Consider the following 19,734-nt stretch of genomic DNA (forward strand, 5'->3'; position numbering starts at 1 on the left):
CTGTTCGCCCTGTCTCTTCGAATATAACCTAGCAGCGGAAAGCCCCACAGGTTCGTTGTATCTCTTGCACTAACCCAGACAGCTCATCTTGGCTGCGGTTAAGGACCAGCATTCCATCCACTGTACGTGTCGCTGCATGGCTGACTTGTTCGATATTATTACCCAGTCGTTCTGCTGAGGATTGTTGTTCCTGCGTTGCGCAGGACATTTGCTCGCTCATGGTAGCGATGCTGGCTACGGCATTATCAATCTCTACTAGCTTGTGGTTGAGCTCTGTAATCTGCTCGACACCTTTAATGGCATTTGTTTGGCTACTGGCCATCTTTTTCACTGCTTCAGCAACACTATCTTGCAGTTTAAGAATAATGCTCTGTATCTCTTGGGTAGAATTTTGGGTTCGTTTAGCGAGATCTCTTACTTCATCCGCGACTACAGAAAAGCCGCGCCCTGTCTCGCCTGCCCGTGCCGCTTCAATTGCAGCATTAAGTGCCAGTAAGTTCGTTTGATCGGCAATATCGCTAATGACTACCAGTACTTTGGATATGTCGCTAGTTTGTTCACTCAAACGATTAATCGTGGTGGAGGAATCTTCTACATCTCGGGCAAACGCTTTAAAACTCTGTTCACATTGATTGGTGGTAATTAGACCTGAATTGGCTTGCTCCTGTGCTTCCGACGTAGCATGAGCGGTTGTTGCAGCGCTTTGCGCCACTTCTGAGATTGATTGGCGAGTTTGGCAAACCACTGCAGCCATATCTTCGGTACTGATGTGCTGACTACGGCTATCTGTATCTACCTGAGTGACTACAGAACTAAGCTGGGACTCAACATGTTTCAGTTGTTCAACATTGAGTAACAGCTGGGATACAACACATCGGGTTTTCTCAATAAACTGGTTACAGTTTGTTGCTACGTCACTGATCTCATCATTACCATCCACGGAGATTTTCTGCTTCAGGTTAGCATCCCCTTGGCCTAACTTCTTCATGGCAGAGGCGACTAGGGCGATGCGTTTTTGGATACTCATGGCTGTCATAGTTGTGACGGTAAAACCGACGATGATAATCAACAGGGCCATAACCAGCATGATGTTTTGCTGGCTTTGAGTATGCTGTTGTACTTCCGGTATCTGTATTGCAGCTAAGTCAGCCAGTTCTTTTTCGAGTTCATGTGCGGTGTTTCGTAGATCCTTGCGGATTCCTTTCTGGTGAGAGGTGCCTAGTTTTTCAGTCAGCTGAACGTATTGATTAAAGGTTGCAGAGTACAAGGCTAAGTCTGACTTCAGTTGCGTGAATTGCGCACCAAAGAGATGGCTGTTTTGTTCTAGTTGAATTGTCAGAGAGTTGTACGTGTCGTTAAAACTGCTGACATACTTTGCTTCTTTACGCAGCATAAAATCTTTTTCGTGGCGGCGTAAAGACAGCAGCGTATTTTGGAAGACTGGTTGCTCCTCTAGTGCAGCAGAGACTTTGTGTGCGGAGCTTCGAAGCTTGCCTAAGGCCCCTTCGTTTTTGCTTAATCCAAGTGCCTTTTGGGTGTTAACAAAATTTTTAAATTGCTCGTTGTAGGTTGTGAGTAATTGCTGAAATTTGTCATGGTTAGCGCTGAGCCCTAACGCCTTTTTTAACTCTTCTAATGCGTGTGAGCGTTGCTCTAGTGCAGTGACTCCAGCGTCAAATCTTTGTACATATTTTAGGTCTTTACGCTCGAAAAAATCCTTTTCGTTACGTCTTAAATTCAGTAAATCCTGCTGCACATAGCTGAGCTCCAGCGTTGAATTTTTCAGTTGGCTAATGTTGTTCAGAGAGTAATGGTTGCTCCCCATAATTAGGAGCATACCAACGATAAAGAACAGTGAAATTAGTAACAGTTTTCTTTTGATAGTCATATCAACACCTGACATCTAATGGGTGTATTTCTAGTCGTGATCTAACGACTAGCGGGCAGAGGGACTGTGTTTGCATTTTGAAATGCGTGTATAGGATTACCAATCAACAGGTAACCGTTCAGTCCAAGGTTTTATCTAAGGAGCTCTATCCGATGTTGGACGGAGCTTAGGATTGTCTCTGCGGAGGGCGATCTATTCGGATGGAATTAGAGTAACTGTAACTTTGTGAAAAGTGACGAGTGACAACGGCTACAGGTTGGTAAAACGATGTCGAATTAGGAATATCATCGAGTTGCAAGTTTTCAAGATGATTCTCAATGGCCACGTTTACAGGGTGGCTTTCATGAAGATTGAGCTGACAAGGGTGTGGTTCGGCGAATAAGTTTTCGTATGATGTAGAAGTTTGGCAAATACAAAAGGCAGAAAGTACTTCTGTCGATAACAACAGTAAGCATATTAGTATCAATAATGGGTTATTCTGACTTTTGAGCAATAGAGAAACCTTTACCTTGCTGAGTTTCAAATATTAGAATTTTCTGTAATAAAAATGTCATATTTGAGTGGTCATACTAGATAAAATTGTATTAGGGCTCAAGGGGGACATTGGTCGCGAGTTTTGAGCTTGGTCAAAGAATGAATGGGTTTAGCGTTCTTAGGAAAGTAGAAGTTATTAAGGCCGCAAAATAAGGACGATGTTATTTTGCGACCCTAAGTACCTTGGGATAGTCAGTCAGGCACTTTCAACGCTACCACCATTGATAACTCGGTTTCGCCCGAGCTCTTTGGCTTGATACAGTGCAGCATCAGCTATTTGAATTAACTCTCTTGGAGAGTGATCAATGGCTGCCTCAGCTAAGCCGAAGCTGGCAGTCACTTGATCAACCTCTTCAAACATTTCTGCTGCGATGGCGGTGCGAAGCTTTTCTGCTAATCGGTAAGCCATCTGTGCGTTTGTTTCAGGTAAAAGAATCATAAACTCTTCACCACCCCAACGACCGATTTTATCTGTTTTACGAGTGTTTTCTCGTAGTATTTGTGCAAATTTTTTCAGCACAGCATCGCCACAGAGGTGGCCGTATTGGTCATTAATCTTTTTAAATAGGTCGACATCCAATAGCAAAATAGACAGCGGGTGTTTGAAGCGTTGGAGACGATATAGCTCCTCTTCCAGTAATAACTCAATGTGCAAACGGTTGTTTAGCCCAGTAAGCGCATCGGTTGTCGATAGGATGGATAGCTCAGTGTTTTTGCTATTGAGCTTTTCATTAAGCTGATTCAATTGCTGCTCTGCTGCTTCACGCAGGCTTATCTCTGATTTCAGCTGTTTATTCAGTCGAGATAGTTTCCAATTCCATAGCGTAATAATTGTGATAATAAACAATGCGGCAAAGACGAGTTTCCAGATCAATTCATAATTTGCATCGTGTTCAAATTTAACCGATACCCAGCGTTGGAATACTTTGGAGTGTTCTTCTTCGGTTATATATTCTGTGGCCTTATTGAACATGGAAAGAAGTTCAGGGCTATCGTTACGTATGGCTACTGCCAGTTTCCAGTCCTCATCTAGACGTCCGCCGATTTTTAAATTCAGGAAGCGATGTTTACGAATAGCATGACCCACGGGAGCTATCGCCCCGATTAAACCGAAAATACGTCCTTCCTCAACGATGCGAAGACCGTCAGCAACGCTATCTACTTCAATGACATTTATCTTTGGATAGTCCTGTTGCAGTTTTTTAAGTAAGCCGTATCCCTTAGGTACGCCTATCGTTTTATCTTTGAGAGATTTGAGGCCGTCCACGAATAGAGAGTCTTCCTGAATCGCAATAACTAAAGGCAAACGCAGGTAGGGCTTGGTAAAGTTTAATTGTCGTTTAGCTTCAGGTGTTTCGAAGGCTGCGGACATGATGTCGCAGCGTCTGTTCTGAGCGTATTCCAGTGACAGTTGGCTACTTTCAGTGGGTAGCATTGTCATGCCTATACCAATTCGATCAGCCATTAAATTGAGGTAGTCGGCAACCATCCCTTCATGTCTTCCTCCAGGACCTATTTGCTCCAAGGGCATCCAATCGGGATTGGCACAAAAAGTTATGCCAGGCTGTTTTTCTAAATAGGCTTTTTCAGCGGAGGTTAGGCTAAGGCCGCTGCCGGGTCTTGCGACATAGTTCTCGTTACCCATCCAGCGCTGAGATATCGCTGCGACTTCATCTCTTGTCAGTGATTCAATCGCACGGTCCATAATCCTTTGCAGGATAGGCCAATCGGAACGCACACCTATGCGTAGGTTTGCTAGATCGGGTTTGCCCACATCGACCTCACCTGAAACGGTAAGATCGTTCATCAAATTTTTAGCGATCAGATGGTTAAAAACAGCAGCTTCACCCAGTGCTGCATCGGCTTTACCAATTGAGATAGCTTTCAAGCTCTCGATGGCATCGGTAACTAGGTGTTGTTTGATTTGTGGGTATTCGTTGGTGAGGATCTCTTCGTAGAAAAAGCCTTTTGGTATGGCCACTGTTTTACCGAATAGGCTCTCAATCGATTCATATTTAGCGGATTTTTTGCTGACAATTACATTTGGATTGACTGCGTAAGGGCGGGTGAAACGAATATATTTACGACGCTCTGCTGTATTAACGATATTCAGCATCATGTCCAATTCGCGTTCTTGAGTCATCGCCAAGAAGTCATTCCAGTTAGGACCACTGACATACTGGATCCTAAAACCGGTTTTCTTGGCGATTAGGTTCATTACATCAATAGAAAAACCTTTGGGCTTGCCCTGTTCGTTGTAATTGAAAGGAGGCCAGGCCATCTCATTATGTACCCGAAGTACTGGGTGGGCAGCGAGGAATTCTTGTTCCTCTTTATCTAGGTGGAGAGTCTGTGTTCTTTGTAATCCGCCTTCTAGCCAGCGACGGCTTAGCCGATCCCTCTCTTCTTTGGTAACGGACTCAATCGCTTTCTGCATAATGGAGCGGAAAATAGGCCAATCATCGCGTACCCCGATGCGTAAAAGGTTGGCAAAACGAGGATCATCAATACCTCCGACGACCTTGAGGTTACTCATTAGGTGTTTACGGATTAAGTGGTTTTGCACGGCAATTCCACCCATGGTGGCATCGGCGCGACCAAAAGCTACGGCTTTGAGGCTATCTACTTGGTCTTTAAGGAGTAATAACTGAATGCCGGGGAAGTGCTTTTCGATGATTTCTTGATAGAAAAAACCTTTGGGGATGGCAAGAACGCGGCCATTCAGATCTCTCAGATCTCGAACTGTGCGATTGTCGTCTCGGACCACAATTCCTGATGGGTTATTTACATAGGGGTCGGTAAAGAGAATGTATTTGCTGCGATCGTCTGTCTTGATGATGTTAAGCATCACATCAAGCTCTTTATGATCCAGCATATTTAGGAATTCACCCCAAGTAGGGCCGGTTACGTACTCAATTTCTATGCTGAGCTTTTCTGCCAAAAGGTTCATAAATTCAACAGAATAGCCTTTAGGGCGGCCGAATTCGTGATAGTTAAAAGGGCCCCAGCTCACCTCATTATGGACGCGAATTTTCTGATGGTTGAGTAACCATGTTTTCTCTTCTTGCGTCAGTGGTATCTCATTAGCTTGGGAAACAAAGCTTAATGCTAATAAGATTAATGACGTGATATAGGTGAGTAGTGATGTCTGCCTTAACACGAAGAAAGTCCCTGATATTTATATTTTTTTATAGTGGGACTGTATCTATATCATTAAATGAAAGGGTTGGAAATTGCGCACTTCCTTAAATAATCAGGGAGAAAGCACTTAGTTGGCTTACGGCAACAGCTAGAGTCTTCAAAGCAACTAATCTAATTTGAGTGAGGACAGCCAAATAAAATTAATCTTGGGAAGTCTACAAAACGAAGTAAAGGAAGTTTCACCTAAGAAGTGTGCCCAGAGGCGAATCAATGCCGAAGGCATTCACACATCGGAGTGCAACGACGATAGCCCGAAGGGTGAACGAAGCGAATAATCTAACAAGGTTCGATGACGCCCAAAGATAATCAATCTTAGAAGATCTAAATAAAAAAGAGAGATTTCAAACTAGGAAGTGGTGCCCAGAGGCGGATCAATGCCGAAGGCATTCACACATCGGAGTGTAACGACGATAGCCCGAAGGGTGAGCGAAGCGAATAATCTAACCAGGTCCGATGACGCCCAAAGATAATCAATCTTGGAAGATCTAAATAAAAAGAGAGATTTCAAACTAGGAAGTGGTGCCCAGAGGCGGATCAATGCCGAAGGCATTCACACATCGGAGTGTAACGACGATAGCCCGAAGGGTGAGCGAAGCGAATAATCTAACCAGGTCCGATGACGCCCAAAGATAATCAATCTTGGAAGATCTAAATAAAAAAGAGAGATTTCAAACTAGGAAGTGGTGCCCAGAGGCGGATCAATGCCGAAGGCATTCACACATCGGAGTGCAACGACGATAGCCCGAAGGGTGAGCGAAGCGAATAATCTAACCAGGTTCGATGACGCCAAAAGATAATCAATCTTGGAAGATCTAAATAAAAAAGAGAGATTTCAAACTAGGAAGTGGTGCCCAGAGGCGGAATCGAACCACCGACACGGGGATTTTCAATCCCCTGCTCTACCGACTGAGCTATCTGGGCAATCAGGTGCAGCGATAACTTGCTGACTAAAAAGCCCCGCTAGGTTAACGAGGCTTGAAATAAGTGGTGCCCAGAGGCGGAATCGAACCACCGACACGGGGATTTTCAATCCCCTGCTCTACCGACTGAGCTATCTGGGCAACTCAAGTGGCGCGTATTAAACCGTCTTCACGGAAAACTGTCAACCACTTGTTACAAAAAAACTATTTTGAAGGTGGAACGTAGCCTTCAGCCTTCTCGTAGTCTTCTCCATCCATGAATTTTTGCATCTCTGTTTGCAGGAATTCACGGGTGGATGGGTCCATCATGCTCAGGTGTTTTTCGTTGATGATCATGGTTTGATGATCAGTCCACTCTTTCCAAGCCTTTTTGGATATTGTTTCGTAAATTTCCTGGCCTTTAGCGCCTGGATAAGGAGGACGATCCAATCCTTCAAGTTCCTCTTTATATTTACGGCATAGGACGGTGCGACTCATGTTTTGCTCCAATCAATTTACGCGTTGGTTAGTTGTTGCAAGAGTTTCTTAACCGGTGCTGCTAAACCAACATTTTCTGGTTGCTCTATGTTATACCAGAGCAGAGGCTTCCCTTCCATGACACAGTCTGTAGGGGTATTCACTCTCGCCTTCACTGGGGTGATGTCTAGATGGAAATGACTAAAGGTGTGACGCAGAGGTTCCATGAGCTGAATGCTTTCTTCATCTAGCTCCAAACCTGTTTCGTTGAAGGTGTCACGCAGGTCTGCAACTTGGGGTAGGCTCCACAATCCACCCCATAAACCACTCGGTGGACGTTGAAAGAGTAAAACCTCAGATTGATTATCCTGCTGCAAAATCAGCATGTAGGTCTGTTTTACCGGAATCGTCTTTTTCGGCTTAGGTACTGGAAGTTGATCAGTTTTGCCTAATTCGAATGCTTGGCAGCCTTGTTGCAGTGGACAGAGTAAACAAGAAGGCTTACTGCGAGTGCAGAGGGTAGCACCCAGATCCATCATCGCTTGCGTGTAATCACCCGTGCGTTCTTGCGGTGTATTCTGTTCGGCATATTGCCACAGCAGCTTTTGATTAGCTGTTGTGCCTGGCCAACCCTCTAGCGCATAAAAACGTGCTAATACTCGTTTAACATTGCCATCTAGAATCGGAGCCCACTTACCGGTGCTGATCGATAAGACGGCACCTGCAGTGGAGCGACCAATGCCGGGTAGCTCTTCCAACCCTTCAACTGTTTCAGGAAACTGACCTTGATGTTCCCTGCTAACTATCTGCGCAGTTTTATGCAGGTTACGGGCTCGGGCGTAATAACCCAAACCTGTCCATAGATGGAGCACTTCATCCTGCTCTGCGGCTGCTAGCGCTTCTACTGTTGGGAAACGTCCGATAAAGCGTTGATAGTAAGGAATAACGGTGGTGACCTGAGTCTGCTGCAGCATAATCTCAGAGATCCAAGTGTTATATGCGGTCTTTTTCTCTTGCCAAGGTAGGTCGTGACGACCGTGCTGGTCAAACCATTCCAGCACGGCGTTAGCGAATAGATCAGGTGTCATTAGGGGTTAAAATAAACCTTTTAGTTTGTCGCCTAGCTTATCTTTGATTTTCTCTTCAGCTTTGGCTTTTAGTTTTTCTTTTTTCTCTTCAACTTTCTTCTTAACGTCTTGTTTTAGTGCGTCAGTGATAAAGCTGAAATCAGGCTTACATAGCTTAGTTGGTTCTGTGTTAAAACTGCCTTTACAATCGATTGGCACTTCTACACCTTCCAGTTTATTGGGGAAAGAGCAGGTTTCTTTAAACAGATTCTTCTCAACCATAAAGCCAAGACGGTAGTCCAAAAGCTGTTTTGGTAGGTTCACGGTGCCTTTACCACTTAGGGTCATTGCATCCAGTGCCGCTTTTAGATCTTGGTTGTTTACTACGCCGTTTTTAATACGGGTAGAAGCGCCCATACTGGTAAATGGTGTTGAACGGTCCACTTGCTCAGCTTCACCGCCCAGTGCGCTAACATTGTTTAGACCTTGGCAAACGGATTGTGCCATGTCTAAACCTTTTAGCTCGCCATCTTTCATGTTTACTTTCGCAGTACCTGTAACGCTGTTTACAAAATCGTGAACAGAGTTACCGCGAAGCGTTAGATTAGATGTAGAGTTAAGTTTGCCGGTTAGCTGATCGGCGTTGGCCATATCTTTTAGCAGATCACCCACTTGAATACCTGTGATGGTTTTCTTTGAGGTGATAACCGGTGTGTTCTTACGCACATCAACAGTGACGTTATTACGCACGCTGCCTTTGTATAGATCAGCATCAAGTTTAGTTGCCTTGATTAAGCCACCATGAGCGCTTACTTGTAGTGCAACATTGCTGATATCCATATTGGAAACATGCAGTGATTTCAGGCCTAGCGTAGTATCTAGCTCTAAGCCACGCAGTGTTTCAACTGGCAGAATTGGATCTTTCGAGTAAGGGCCGCTCTGGCCCTTTTTAGCAGTGCTTGCAGTTGCAGTGTTGGAAGAACTCTCTGCTTTTTTACTTTGCGTTGCAGGTGGCATGTAGCGATCTGCATTGATCTTGTCGCCTTGCAGGTTCAGCGTGATGTTGCTGTTCGCTAGGTTAAATGCTGCAGAACCGTTGAAGGTCGTATCATCCAGCATAACGGTTAGCGCTTTTGCGGTGATTGTATTGGCAGGACCTTCTAGTTCTGTAGATAAGCTGATCGCTTTTAGAACGTTCGGATCGTTAGTTTTAACTTCAGCCTGACCCACAGCACTCAGCAGTTTATTTAGATCGAAGGCAGCCACATTCAGCTTGCCACTGATCGCTGGTGCTGCGAAGTTATTAACGGCCAGCGCACCCTCTGCATTTAGATTGGCAATCGATAGTTTTAGGTTGTTAAGGCTTAGCTGTTGTTTTGGTAGGTCTGCTTCAATATCGGCAGCAGTCTTCAGCGCCAGTGATTTACCGCCTAGTGGTTTACCACTCAGGTTTAGCTCGCTAGTTAAGCCTTTAAGCTTGTACTGTTGCTGTTTCAGATCCAGATAAAACTCAGCAGCTAGTTTCGCTGCGGCTTTGATCTGCTCTTCGCCCTTAACGGTTTGTGACGCATTAAAGCTTAACTCTGCAGGGAAGAAAGCGTTAGTCACCACTTGACCTGAGGACATGTTGAACTCAGTTAGCTTAGCGATCATATCAACGGCTTTATCTTGATAGATGATGTTACCGTTGCTGATTTGGATGCTGTCGATGTTGATCGCGATAGGCGCAGATGAGCTTGTTGCCGCCTCTTCTTTTGGGGCTCCATCTGTTGTTGTCGCATCTTTTTTAGTATCGGCAGGTGCCGCTGCTACCGCCCAGTTGTTGCTGCCATCTTTTTCTTGGACAAGGTTTAGCTCTAAACCATCTATAACGACGCTTTGCATCTCAACATTGCCAGATAACAGCGCCGGTAGACGTACAGAAATCTGAGCTTGGTTTAGTTTGGCTAAGTCCTGTTTGCCAGGGAATTTGGCATCAATCTTATTTACCTCAAGTCCTAACCAAGGGAAAACTGACCAGCCGATATCACCGTTAATTTTTAGTTCGATACCAGCATTATCATGTGCTGCTTGCTCTATTTCGGGTTTGTATTCGTTGGGATCAAAGAATGCACCCAGAATGGCACCGCCAGCGACGATCACCACAACAATCAGTGCGGCTAGACCAGCGAGTAATTTCAGCAGACCTTTCATTGTTCTCTCCTTGGCAAGGGTTCTGAAGGGATGAGGATAAACGGAAATAATGAAGTTTCAATGGTGGAGGCTGAAGGAGGGATGAATAATTTAGCCACAGACTTGGTTTTTCCCGCTGGCTTTAGCACGATAGAGGGCTAAATCTGCCTGTTTGAGCATCAGTTCTCTATCGGTAAACTCTTTATCCAACTCTCCTACACCAATACTTGCGGTGAGGTGTATTGCCTCGCTAGTGGTTATCTGTACTTCCAAGCTGCGTAGGGCCTCTAGATAACGCTCACCAATTTTTAAGGCGGAAGGTGTGTCTGTTTCGGGTAGGATGATCATGAACTCTTCACCCCCATAACGGCAAACAAAATCGTGAGCTCTGGAATATCGATCTAGACACTGTGCTGCCTGTTTAAGGGCGATATCACCGGTGTCATGACCGTATGTGTCATTAATGTCTTTGAAATCGTCGATATCTAAAAGAATGACTGAGATAGGGCGTTCTTTTCGAATTGCTTCTTTGCACAGCAGTTTGAGCTGTTTTCGACCTTCACGGCGGTTATAGATACCGGTGAGATCGTCATAAGTCGCTAAACGCTTAAATTTTTTCTCTAGGGTTTTCTGATCTGTTATATCTATGATGGCGCCGATAAGCCCTGCAACGGAACCGTCGCTGTCATGAAAGGTGGCTTTATGGAACTTCACATAGTTGAGCTCATGGCCTTCTCGATGCACAGGGGTTTCGTAGATCTGAATACCGGGATTGTTCAGCAACTCCATATCGGCTGCCGCAAAAATAGAGGCGGGAGTTTTATCAAAGACGTCAAAAACGTTCCTACCAATTAGATCTTCTCTGGAAACTTGAACGTAATCAGCATAGGCCTTGTTACAGCCGAGATACTTACCTTCGTGATCTTTGTAGTAGATTGGGAAAGGCAGGGCGTCGATCACTAACAGCAATGCACGATGATTGCCGCGCAGGAGTTGATGTAGATCGGGATCATTCATCAGCTGATTCCGTCCTTAATAAAAGGCGATACCTACAAGATAGCCCAAGGTCTCTGTATTTGCGTGTAATTAACCGCTTTGAAAAGTGCATGGATGGGGGGATGGTTGTATAATCGCGGCTCAGATCAAATATAGTGGGAGATCACCATGGCGGACCGTACAGCCAAGGTAAGTCGAGATACATTGGAGACACAGATCACTGTGTCGGTAAATATTGATGGAACTGGCCAATTTAAGGCCGATACAGGTGTGCCGTTCTTAGAGCACATGATGGAGCAGATCTCCCGCCACGGTCTTATTGATCTAGATATTCATGCTAATGGCGATACACATATCGATGACCACCACACGGTTGAAGATATCGGCATCACGCTAGGGCAAGCATTTAAAGAAGCGGTAGGTGATCGTAAAGGGATCATGCGCTACGGCCACGCTTACTGCCCGCTGGATGAAGCTTTGTCCCGTGTTGTTATCGATTTCTCTGGTCGCCCAGGACTAGATTTTAAGTGTGACTTTACCCGCGGCAATATCGGCCGTTTTGATACGCAGCTGTTTTGGGAATTTTTCCAAGGCTTCGTAAATCACGCGGGCGTTACTTTGCATATCGATAACATCAAGGGCTTCAATGCCCACCACCAAGCGGAAACCATCTTTAAAGCGTTTGGTCGTGCTCTGCGTTACTCACTAGAGATTGATGCGCGTGCTGCGGATGTTATGCCTTCTACAAAAGGGTGTTTGTAAGTTATGTCGAGTGTAGCGGTAATCGATTATGGCATGGGCAACTTGCACTCTGTTGCCAAAGCACTGGAATTTGTACAGCCGGGTGTTGAAGTACGTGTGACTTCTGATCCTGCGCTAGTTGCCAGTGCTGACCGCGTTATCTTGCCGGGCGTTGGTGCAATGCGTGATTGCATGGCAGAGATGCTACGTGCCGGTGTGGATAAAGAGGTCACAGATGCAATCAATTCGGGTAAACCATTCCTAGGTATCTGCGTTGGTATGCAAGCTCTGCTTGAGCGTTCTGAAGAGAACGATGGCGTAGATTGCTTGTCTCATTTTAAGGGTAGTGTGAATTACTTTGGCGATGACCTAGCAGAAGAGGGCGAGCGCCTGAAAGTTCCACATATGGGTTGGAACGAAGTCGCTCAGATGGATGATCACCCTCTATGGAATGAGATTGAAGACGGTAGTCGTTTCTACTTTGTTCACAGCTACTTTGTAACGGCTGAAGAACGTGATCTGGTTTCTGGTGTTTGTCGTTACGGTCAGCAGTTTGATGTTGCGCTTGCGCGTGACAATGTGTTCGCTGTGCAGTTCCACCCTGAGAAAAGCTCTAAGGCGGGTTTGCAGTTGCTTAAGAATTTCCTTAACTGGGATGGCAAGCCAGCACCTGCACCGATGACTGAAAATACGATTAAACCTTAATCCATTAGATCAAATTTTAGAGGTAGCTACTCATGGCTTTGGCAAAACGAATTATTCCTTGCCTCGATGTAGAAAACGGTCGCGTGGTGAAAGGCGTTAAGTTTGTCGATATTCGCGACGCTGGTGACCCTGTAGAAGTAGCAAAGCGCTACGACGAGCAGGGCGCAGACGAAATTACATTTCTAGATATTACTGCAACCCATGAAGGCCGTGACACTATGGTGGAAACGGTTGAACGTATGGCTTCACAGGTATTTATCCCACTGACAGTAGGTGGTGGTATTCGTACTTGTGAGGATATCCGTACCATGTTGAATGCAGGTGCAGATAAAGTATCTATTAATTCTGCTGCGGTATTTAACCCCGAGTTTGTTAAAGAAGCAGCGGAGCGCTTTGGTTCACAATGTATCGTTGTAGCTATTGATGCCAAGAAAGTATCCAAAGAGGGTGAAGAGAACCGTTGGGAGATCTTTACTCACGGTGGCCGTAAACCAACCGGTATCGATGCGGTTGAATGGGCGCAGAAGATGGTTGAGTTAGGTGCAGGTGAAATTCTTCTGACATCTATGGATCAAGATGGCGTTAAAAACGGTTACGACCTAGAAGTTACGCGTGCCATTAGTGATGCGGTCAACGTACCTGTTATCGCTTCTGGTGGTGTTGGTAATCTAGATCACTTAGTGGAAGGCTGTATCGAAGGGAAGGCAGACGCTGTGCTTGCGGCTTCTATCTTTCACTTTAATGAGTACACAGTTCCGCAAGCGAAGGAATATATGCGAGACAAGGGTATTGAAGTCCGTTTATAACGGAAGTGATAGCCTGATTATGAAGCCTCGCAAATGCGGGGCTTTTTATTGCGCGTAATTTAGATACATTGTGAACTTTAGTATGGCTATTAGGGTCAAGGTCATGCATCATTTTGTAGCACGAAAAAAGATTGAGAATCATTTCTAATAAATGGCTCACAGGGATTTAGTTAGGACTTAGTTATGCGACAGCTCTTCACTTTTACTCTTTTGGTTTTAAGTACTCAGCTTCAGGCAGCAGAAAGTGTGGTAGTTAAGCCTCTGTCCGAGCTGTTAGCCCCATCCAGTCAAAGCGCACCAGCGCAGGTGATCAACGATCATCATGTGATTATCAGTAGTCGGTTAAATGCACCGGTTGAAGAGGTGCTTGTTAATGTAGGCTATCAGCTTGAAAAGGGCGCTCCTCTGCTAAAACTTGAATGTCGTGATTTTGATCTGCGCTTAGTCCAAGTCAAAAGTGAGTTAAACGCGCTACAGGCGCAAACGCGTTTGGCACGTCAGCAATTAAGCCGAGCTGAGCGATTGTTAAAACAGCGTAATGCTTCAAAAGAACTGCGTGATCAGCGTCGCGCTGAGCTGGATAGCTTATTAGCGCAAGCTTCCGGTGCTAAAGCCCGTTTGGATGAAGCTGAGCTAGCGGTATCTCGTTGTACCCCAGTAGCGCCGTTTAAAGGTGTTGTGACTGAACGTTTGGTGGGTGAAGGCAGCCTAGTCGCATCGGGCACACCTCTATTCAAACTTCTAGCTGAGGATCGTCAGGAAGTATCAGCGTTGCTGAGTAGTAAGCAGCTTGCTTCTCTGCCTAATTCCACAAAGATTGAATATCAGATTCAACAGCAACGCTATCCACTGGAACTACGGGTGATTGTGCCTTTTGTCGAAAATCGTGCCCGTACTCAAGAAGTTCGTCTGCAATTTAGTGCCGATAAAGCCATATCAGGTAGCAGTGGTCGTTTGGTATGGCAGGAGCCCCAAGGGCGCTTGCCGGTTCGGTACATTGTGTCCCGTGATGGTCAGTTGGGAGTGATGGGGCTGAATGATTCCAAGGCGGAATTTATTGCACTGCCTAAAGCGGTTGAAGGTCAGGCAGCCGTTGTTGATCTGCCATTGGATACGATGGTGATTGTAGAAGGTCAGCATGGGGTTGAATCGGGCAGTGATGTGACAGTGATGGCGCAGGAGTAAAAAAATCAGATGTTGATGCGCCTATTTAACAACCATGTCTTAGCTAACCTCACCTTTCTATTGGTATTGGTGATCGGTTTCCTATGCTACAACTTGCTACCTCGCCAGCAAGACCCAACCATCAACTTTAACTGGGTTGTAGTGACCACTGTGCTGCCGGGGGCCAGCGCGGACGATATTGAGAAGCGTGTAACTGACCCGCTGGAAGATGCCATTCGCAACGTCTCGGATATTAAGTTTGCTTCTTCTAATAGCCGCGAAGCAGTGTCGAGTTTGCTGATACGCTTTTCTGATATTGATGAGCGTACCTTTGATAAACGTATCAATGATCTGCGCCGAGAAATTCAAAATGTAGAAGATGAGTTACCGGAAAATGCGATTGACCCGGTGATCTTAGAGATCACCAGTGCCAACGCTTTCCCGAGTGTTACAGTCGCCGTTACCGCGCTGGATGACGATGAAAACCTCAGGGTGCAAGCGCGTAATATCGAAAAAGATCTGGAACGTATCACAGGGGTAGATCGGGTCGATCCGATTGGCCTGGATGATCCTGAGTTGCAGGTGAATTTTGATCCTGAAGCGCTGCAGGCGCTATCGCTGTCTCCAACTCAGTTGTCGAATACCGTATCTGTTTGGTTTCAGGATATCTCTGCCGGTAGCGTGAATGTTGGCGAGCAGGCGTGGCTTGTGCGACTTGTTGGTCGAAGTGCCGACCCTGATCAGGTTAAGCATATCCCGTTGATCAATCTACAGGGGGAAGAGATTACTCTTGACCGAGTTGCTGAAGTCGTACAAACCCGCGCTAAAGCGCAGCAAGATGCGGTGATCGATGGCAAACCTGCGGTTGTATTGGCGGTGATGAAAAAAGCCAATGCCAATACCTTAGAGCTGGTTGAACGGGTTAAAACCTATATGGATCAGCGCAATGAGCTGGCCCAAGCAACTGGTGTGAAGCTGGTTCTGGTCGATGATCAGACCGTGCCGACCCGTGAAGCGATCAGCCTTATGCAGAACAATGCTTTGATCGGGTTGATCTTGGTATTGGTAGTGGCGTGGTTGTTTTTGGGGGCGCATATCGCCTTCTTAACTGCTATTGGTATCCCCTTTATTCTGGCAGGTACTTTCTGGGTACTCTGGGGCATGGGTGAAACCTTAAATGTTACCGTGCTGCTTGGTGTGGTTATTGTGCTCGGGATGTTGGTGGATGATGCGGTGGTCGTGGTGGAGGCGATCTATCATCGTTTACAGCTAGGGCAACCTATCTATCAAGCAACTATGGCCTCGCTCGAAGAGGTGGGTCGCCCAGTGGTGAGTGCGGTTTTAACCACAATGGCGGCTTTCCTACCATTAATGCTGCTGCCGGGGATCTTAGGTGACTTTATGCGGGTGATCCCCATGGTGGTCACCATCGCATTGGCGATCTCTCTAGTCGAAGCATTCTGGATGCTACCAGTACACGTGAGTGTGGCACGGGTGTCATTTGCTAACCCGGGGCGTATGCAGCGATTCCGTACCCGCATGACCCATAAGATTCAGATCACCTATGTACGCTCGTTGATTAAAGCGATGCGTCGCCCTGTACTGACCTTTAGCTTGATCGGTGCACTATTTATTGGCTCGATGGGTGCGCTCGGAGCAGGTTTGATCAAAATGGACTTCTTTGCCTCGGATCCGTTGCGCTTGTTTTACGTCAATATGGAGATGGCTTCAGAGACCTCTCTTGATGCCACCTTGGACAAAGTAAAACAGATGGAGAAGGTGGTACGTAAACACCTTAAAGATGAGGATCTACGAGCTGTTGTTGGGTACGCCGGACAGCAATTTACTGAAACGGCACCAATGTTTGGTGAGCACTACGGTCAGGTATTAGTCGGCCTGAAACCTAAAACAGAAGATAACCGCTCGGTCGATGAGCTGTTAGCCGCGGTGCGTGAGGATGCTTTGGCACTGCCGGGGCCTTTGAATATCTCCTTCTTACGTTTGGCGGGTGGTCCTCCCGTGTCTAAGCCGATCAGCATTAAAGTGCGTGGTGATGAGTACGCAGAGATCCGTGCAGCCGCGGATGCGCTGCAAACCTATATGAGATCGGTGGAAGCGATTACCGATATTACCGACGATGCGGGCGGCGGACGTATGACGCTGACGCTAAAAGCTGATTATGATGCGATCACTCAAGCGGGGCTGAACCCACAAGAGGTCATTCGTACAGCGCAGTTATTGGTAGATGGTGAAATCGTCGCTGATATGCAGCACGAAGGTGAAAAACTGGAAGTGCGCGTACGTGCGAAGCCTCAGCAATACAGTGATATTGAGCAATTACTTCTGTTTGAGTTGCCGTTAGCCGATGGCGGTCGTGTACCACTGATTAATCTGGTGTATTTTGAAAAAGAAAAGGCGCTAGGCAATATCCGACACTACAACTTCCGCCGAGCGATCACGGTGGAGGCTGATCTTCTACCAAACAGCATGGATACCGTAACCGCCAACGCAATGGTCTTGGAGCATTGGAATAACGAGCTACAAGTACAATTTCCAAATCTGGATTTAGACTTCTCTGGTGAATTAGATGATATCCAAGAGAGTTTGGATGCGATCGGTATTCTCTTCCTGTTTGGTATAGGTCTGATGTACCTGATTTTGGGTACACAGTTCTCCAGTTATATGCAGCCTCTGATGATCTTGATGACCATCCCTATGGCGTTTACCGGTGTAGTACTTGGGTTATTGCTGACACAAAACCCTTTGAGTCTATTTACTATGTACGGTGTTGTCGCTTTGGCAGGGATCGCGGTGAATGCAGCAATTGTGCTGATTTCAGCGGGTAACCAACGCTTAGATAAAGGGATGTCGGTAAAACATGCCACTCTGTACGCGGCTAGACGACGAGTGATCCCCATCTTGATTACTTCGCTAACGACGATTGCCGGTTTGTTCTCTTTGGCAACGGGTTTAGGTGGTCACTCCCTCATTTGGGGGCCAGTGGCAACGGCGATTGTCAGTGGCTTGGCATTCTCGACCGTACTGACTCTGTTCCTGATTCCTATGCTGTACCGTATCTTTATGCAGTGGTCGCATCGTCGTCAGGGTACTTAATTAGCTAGGATAGATTATAGGTTTAAGGGCAGAATGTAAGCTTTAAGGAAGCCAAGAAAGAAGCATAAAAAAGCGGCGAATAAACATCGCCGCTTTCTTCTGTCAGTGATTCTTACTTAAGCTAGTTCAAGCACTTCATCCACTAGCTTGCGGATACCTGATGCTGCTTCGGTAATTGAGCCTGCCAACATGTATGCTGGAGTTGTCACCACTTTACGCTCGGAATCGATCACGATCTCGCTAACACCGCAGTCTTGGTGTTTACCGCCCATCGCTTCAATCGCCGCTGCCGTATCAGCATCATTACCGATCGTACAAGTAGCGCCTTCACCAAATAGGATAGGTGTCATTGCTGGGGCAATACAGATTAAACCAACTGGCTTACCTGCTTTATGCATCGCTTGAGTAAAGTTAATTACATCAGGGTTTACTGAGCACTCAGGACCTTTTACTGCGAAGTCAGATAAGTTTTTCGCTGCACCAAAACCACCTGGAATAATCAACGCGTCGTAATCTTCGGCATTGGCTGTTGCAAGATCGATAATTTCACCACGCGCTAAACGCGCTGCTTCAACTAAAACGTTACGTGTTTCACCGGCTTCTTCGCCAGTAAGGTGATTAATAACGTGCATCTGCTCGATATTCGGTGCCATACACTGTGAACTAGCACCGCGTTCAGCGATCTGTAGCAAAGTCAGAACCGACTCGTAAATTTCTGCGCCATCGTATACGCCGCAACCAGATAGAATTACTGCAATTTTCTTCATGCTTTCAGGCTCCTTAATCTACAGTGATATGAGTTTGATCATACCCTTTTGTATGCAGAGTACGATAAGATCAGTTGTATTACTATGGTGACAAAAAGTTACTTAATTTTTAGCCTGACCTCTAGGCTGTCATGAGCTTGTCATCGTTTTCTGTCATATTCATCTTGTAACCTAAGGAAGATGCCGTGTCCTTTAATAACAGCCAGCGCTTTTACCCAGAAACACGTATGCGTCGTATGCGTGCCAGTGATTTTTCCCGTCGTCTAATGCGAGAGAGCCTTTTAACGCCTGATGATCTGATCTATCCAGTCTTTGTGATTGAAGGTCAAAATCAAACTGAGCAAGTCGCGTCTATGCCTGGCGTCGAGCGTATGAGTATCGATTTGCTGGTAAAAGAAGCTAAAGAGCTTGCTTCTTTAGGTGTGCCTGCGATGGCGTTGTTCCCTGTAACACCGATGGATGCGAAATCTGAGTTGGCAGAAGAAGCCTATAATCCAGATGGCCTTGCTCAGCGTGCAGTGAAAGCAATCAAAGATGCGTGCCCAGAGATGGGAATCATGACCGATGTTGCACTGGACCCATTCACGACTCACGGGCAGGACGGCATTATCGATGAAAATGGTTATGTGCTGAATGATCGCACGGTTGATACCTTGATCCAGCAGGCGGTATCTCACGCCGAAGCGGGTGCTGATATTGTTGCACCAAGTGACATGATGGATGGCCGTATCGGTGGTATCCGTGACGAGCTGGAAAGTAATGGCTTTGTAAATACATTGATCATGGCGTACTCCGCTAAGTATGCAAGTGCTTACTATGGGCCTTTCCGTGATGCAGTGGGTTCTGCGGCGAACATTGGTAAAGGTAACAAGTTTAGTTACCAGATGGACCCTGCTAACAGTGATGAAGCGCTACACGAAGTGTCACTGGATCTAGCGGAAGGTGCAGATATGGTGATGGTAAAACCGGGTATGCCGTATCTGGATATCGTTCGCCGAGTTAAAGATGAATTAAAAGCACCAACCTATGTTTATCAGGTGAGTGGTGAATATGCGATGCATGTGGCTGCTTTCCAAAATGGTTGGTTAGACGAGCGTAGCGTAATGCTTGAATCCCTGTTGGCGTTTAAACGTGCTGGGGCTGATGGCGTACTGACATATTTTGCGAAACGCGTCGCACAGATATTAAACGACTAAACTTTAT

13 protein-coding genes and 2 tRNA genes are annotated in these 19,734 nt (G+C 46.1%); 6 read left to right on the plus strand and 9 right to left on the minus strand.

Annotated elements, in window-relative coordinates; all coding sequences use genetic code 11:
- Positions 1-28: 28 nt before the first annotated feature.
- The 8 genes from ACMXYW_RS00715 to ACMXYW_RS00750 all read right to left on the minus strand — a co-directional run bounded on the left by ACMXYW_RS00715 (position 29) and on the right by ACMXYW_RS00750 (position 11,255).
- Positions 29-1,888, minus strand: a complete 1,860-nt coding sequence (locus ACMXYW_RS00715) for a methyl-accepting chemotaxis protein (RefSeq protein ID WP_415904869.1) — start codon at positions 1,886-1,888, stop codon at positions 29-31.
- Positions 1,889-2,618: 730 nt separating this feature from the next.
- Complete coding sequence (locus ACMXYW_RS00720) at positions 2,619-5,582, minus strand: transporter substrate-binding domain-containing protein (protein WP_415904870.1); 2,964 nt, start codon at positions 5,580-5,582, stop codon at positions 2,619-2,621.
- A gap of 886 nt (positions 5,583-6,468) precedes the next feature.
- A tRNA-Phe gene (locus ACMXYW_RS00725) sits at positions 6,469-6,544 on the minus strand.
- A 64-nt stretch (positions 6,545-6,608) separates the two neighbouring features.
- Positions 6,609-6,684, minus strand: a tRNA-Phe gene (locus ACMXYW_RS00730).
- Positions 6,685-6,747: 63 nt separating this feature from the next.
- Positions 6,748-7,020: an oxidative damage protection protein gene (locus tag ACMXYW_RS00735; RefSeq protein WP_415893071.1), complete on the minus strand. Its 273-nt coding sequence runs from the start codon at positions 7,018-7,020 to the stop codon at positions 6,748-6,750.
- A 17-nt stretch (positions 7,021-7,037) separates the two neighbouring features.
- Positions 7,038-8,087: an A/G-specific adenine glycosylase gene (mutY, locus tag ACMXYW_RS00740; RefSeq protein ID WP_415904871.1), complete on the minus strand. Its 1,050-nt coding sequence runs from the start codon at positions 8,085-8,087 to the stop codon at positions 7,038-7,040.
- A gap of 6 nt (positions 8,088-8,093) precedes the next feature.
- Positions 8,094-10,259 carry an AsmA family protein gene (locus ACMXYW_RS00745; protein ID WP_415904872.1) on the minus strand — a complete coding sequence of 722 codons (2,166 nt, stop codon included), beginning with the start codon at positions 10,257-10,259 and terminating at the stop codon, positions 8,094-8,096.
- 90 nt (positions 10,260-10,349) lie between these two features.
- The gene (locus ACMXYW_RS00750) at positions 10,350-11,255 is read right to left on the minus strand and encodes a diguanylate cyclase (RefSeq protein ID WP_415899779.1); all 906 of its coding nucleotides are present in this window, start codon (positions 11,253-11,255) and stop codon (positions 10,350-10,352) included.
- 147 nt (positions 11,256-11,402) lie between these two features.
- Between ACMXYW_RS00750 and hisB the strand changes: the two genes are divergently transcribed.
- From hisB to ACMXYW_RS00775, 5 genes are all read left to right on the plus strand, one after another.
- Positions 11,403-11,996, plus strand: coding sequence for an imidazoleglycerol-phosphate dehydratase HisB (gene hisB, locus ACMXYW_RS00755; RefSeq protein ID WP_415886536.1), 594 nt, complete (start codon positions 11,403-11,405; stop codon positions 11,994-11,996).
- A gap of 3 nt (positions 11,997-11,999) precedes the next feature.
- Entirely contained in the window at positions 12,000-12,680 is a 681-nt protein-coding gene (gene hisH, locus ACMXYW_RS00760) for an imidazole glycerol phosphate synthase subunit HisH (RefSeq protein ID WP_415886538.1), read from the plus strand.
- A gap of 32 nt (positions 12,681-12,712) precedes the next feature.
- Positions 12,713-13,486, plus strand: coding sequence for an imidazole glycerol phosphate synthase subunit HisF (hisF, locus tag ACMXYW_RS00765; RefSeq protein ID WP_415904873.1), 774 nt, complete (start codon positions 12,713-12,715; stop codon positions 13,484-13,486).
- Positions 13,487-13,669: 183 nt separating this feature from the next.
- Positions 13,670-14,671, plus strand: a complete 1,002-nt coding sequence (locus ACMXYW_RS00770; RefSeq protein WP_415904874.1) for an efflux RND transporter periplasmic adaptor subunit — start codon at positions 13,670-13,672, stop codon at positions 14,669-14,671.
- Between the two features lie 9 nt (positions 14,672-14,680).
- Positions 14,681-17,764 (plus strand): efflux RND transporter permease subunit, encoded by a 3,084-nt coding sequence (locus tag ACMXYW_RS00775; RefSeq protein WP_415904875.1) that lies wholly within the window; start codon positions 14,681-14,683, stop codon positions 17,762-17,764.
- Positions 17,765-17,880: 116 nt separating this feature from the next.
- Here the strand turns inward: ACMXYW_RS00775 and elbB are convergent, their stop codons facing one another.
- Positions 17,881-18,531 (minus strand): isoprenoid biosynthesis glyoxalase ElbB, encoded by a 651-nt coding sequence (gene elbB, locus ACMXYW_RS00780; RefSeq protein ID WP_415897323.1) that lies wholly within the window; start codon positions 18,529-18,531, stop codon positions 17,881-17,883.
- A gap of 185 nt (positions 18,532-18,716) precedes the next feature.
- Here elbB and hemB point away from each other — a divergent pair, with 185 nt between their 5' ends.
- On the plus strand, positions 18,717-19,727 hold the full coding sequence (gene hemB / locus ACMXYW_RS00785) for a porphobilinogen synthase (RefSeq protein WP_415904876.1): 1,011 nt from the start codon (positions 18,717-18,719) through the stop codon (positions 19,725-19,727).
- Positions 19,728-19,734 lie beyond the last annotated feature (7 nt).

This window comes from Neptuniibacter sp. QD48_55 (genome assembly GCF_047778115.1).
Classification (GTDB): domain Bacteria; phylum Pseudomonadota; class Gammaproteobacteria; order Pseudomonadales; family Balneatricaceae; genus Neptuniibacter.

Excerpts from the sequence above, each read along its gene's own strand:
- ACMXYW_RS00715 (WP_415904869.1), bottom strand. The coding sequence starts at position 1,888 with ATGACTATCAAAAGAAAACTGTTACTAATTTCACTGTTCTTTATCGTT.
- ACMXYW_RS00735 (WP_415893071.1), bottom strand. The coding sequence starts at position 7,020 with ATGAGTCGCACCGTCCTATGCCGTAAATATAAAGAGGAACTTGAAGGA.
- mutY (WP_415904871.1), bottom strand. The coding sequence starts at position 8,087 with ATGACACCTGATCTATTCGCTAACGCCGTGCTGGAATGGTTTGACCAG.
- ACMXYW_RS00745 (WP_415904872.1), bottom strand. The coding sequence starts at position 10,259 with ATGAAAGGTCTGCTGAAATTACTCGCTGGTCTAGCCGCACTGATTGTT.
- ACMXYW_RS00750 (WP_415899779.1), bottom strand. The coding sequence starts at position 11,255 with ATGAATGATCCCGATCTACATCAACTCCTGCGCGGCAATCATCGTGCA.
- hisB (WP_415886536.1), top strand. The coding sequence starts at position 11,403 with ATGGCGGACCGTACAGCCAAGGTAAGTCGAGATACATTGGAGACACAG.
- hisH (WP_415886538.1), top strand. The coding sequence starts at position 12,000 with ATGTCGAGTGTAGCGGTAATCGATTATGGCATGGGCAACTTGCACTCT.
- hisF (WP_415904873.1), top strand. The coding sequence starts at position 12,713 with ATGGCTTTGGCAAAACGAATTATTCCTTGCCTCGATGTAGAAAACGGT.
- ACMXYW_RS00770 (WP_415904874.1), top strand. The coding sequence starts at position 13,670 with ATGCGACAGCTCTTCACTTTTACTCTTTTGGTTTTAAGTACTCAGCTT.
- ACMXYW_RS00775 (WP_415904875.1), top strand. The coding sequence starts at position 14,681 with ATGTTGATGCGCCTATTTAACAACCATGTCTTAGCTAACCTCACCTTT.
- elbB (WP_415897323.1), bottom strand. The coding sequence starts at position 18,531 with ATGAAGAAAATTGCAGTAATTCTATCTGGTTGCGGCGTATACGATGGC.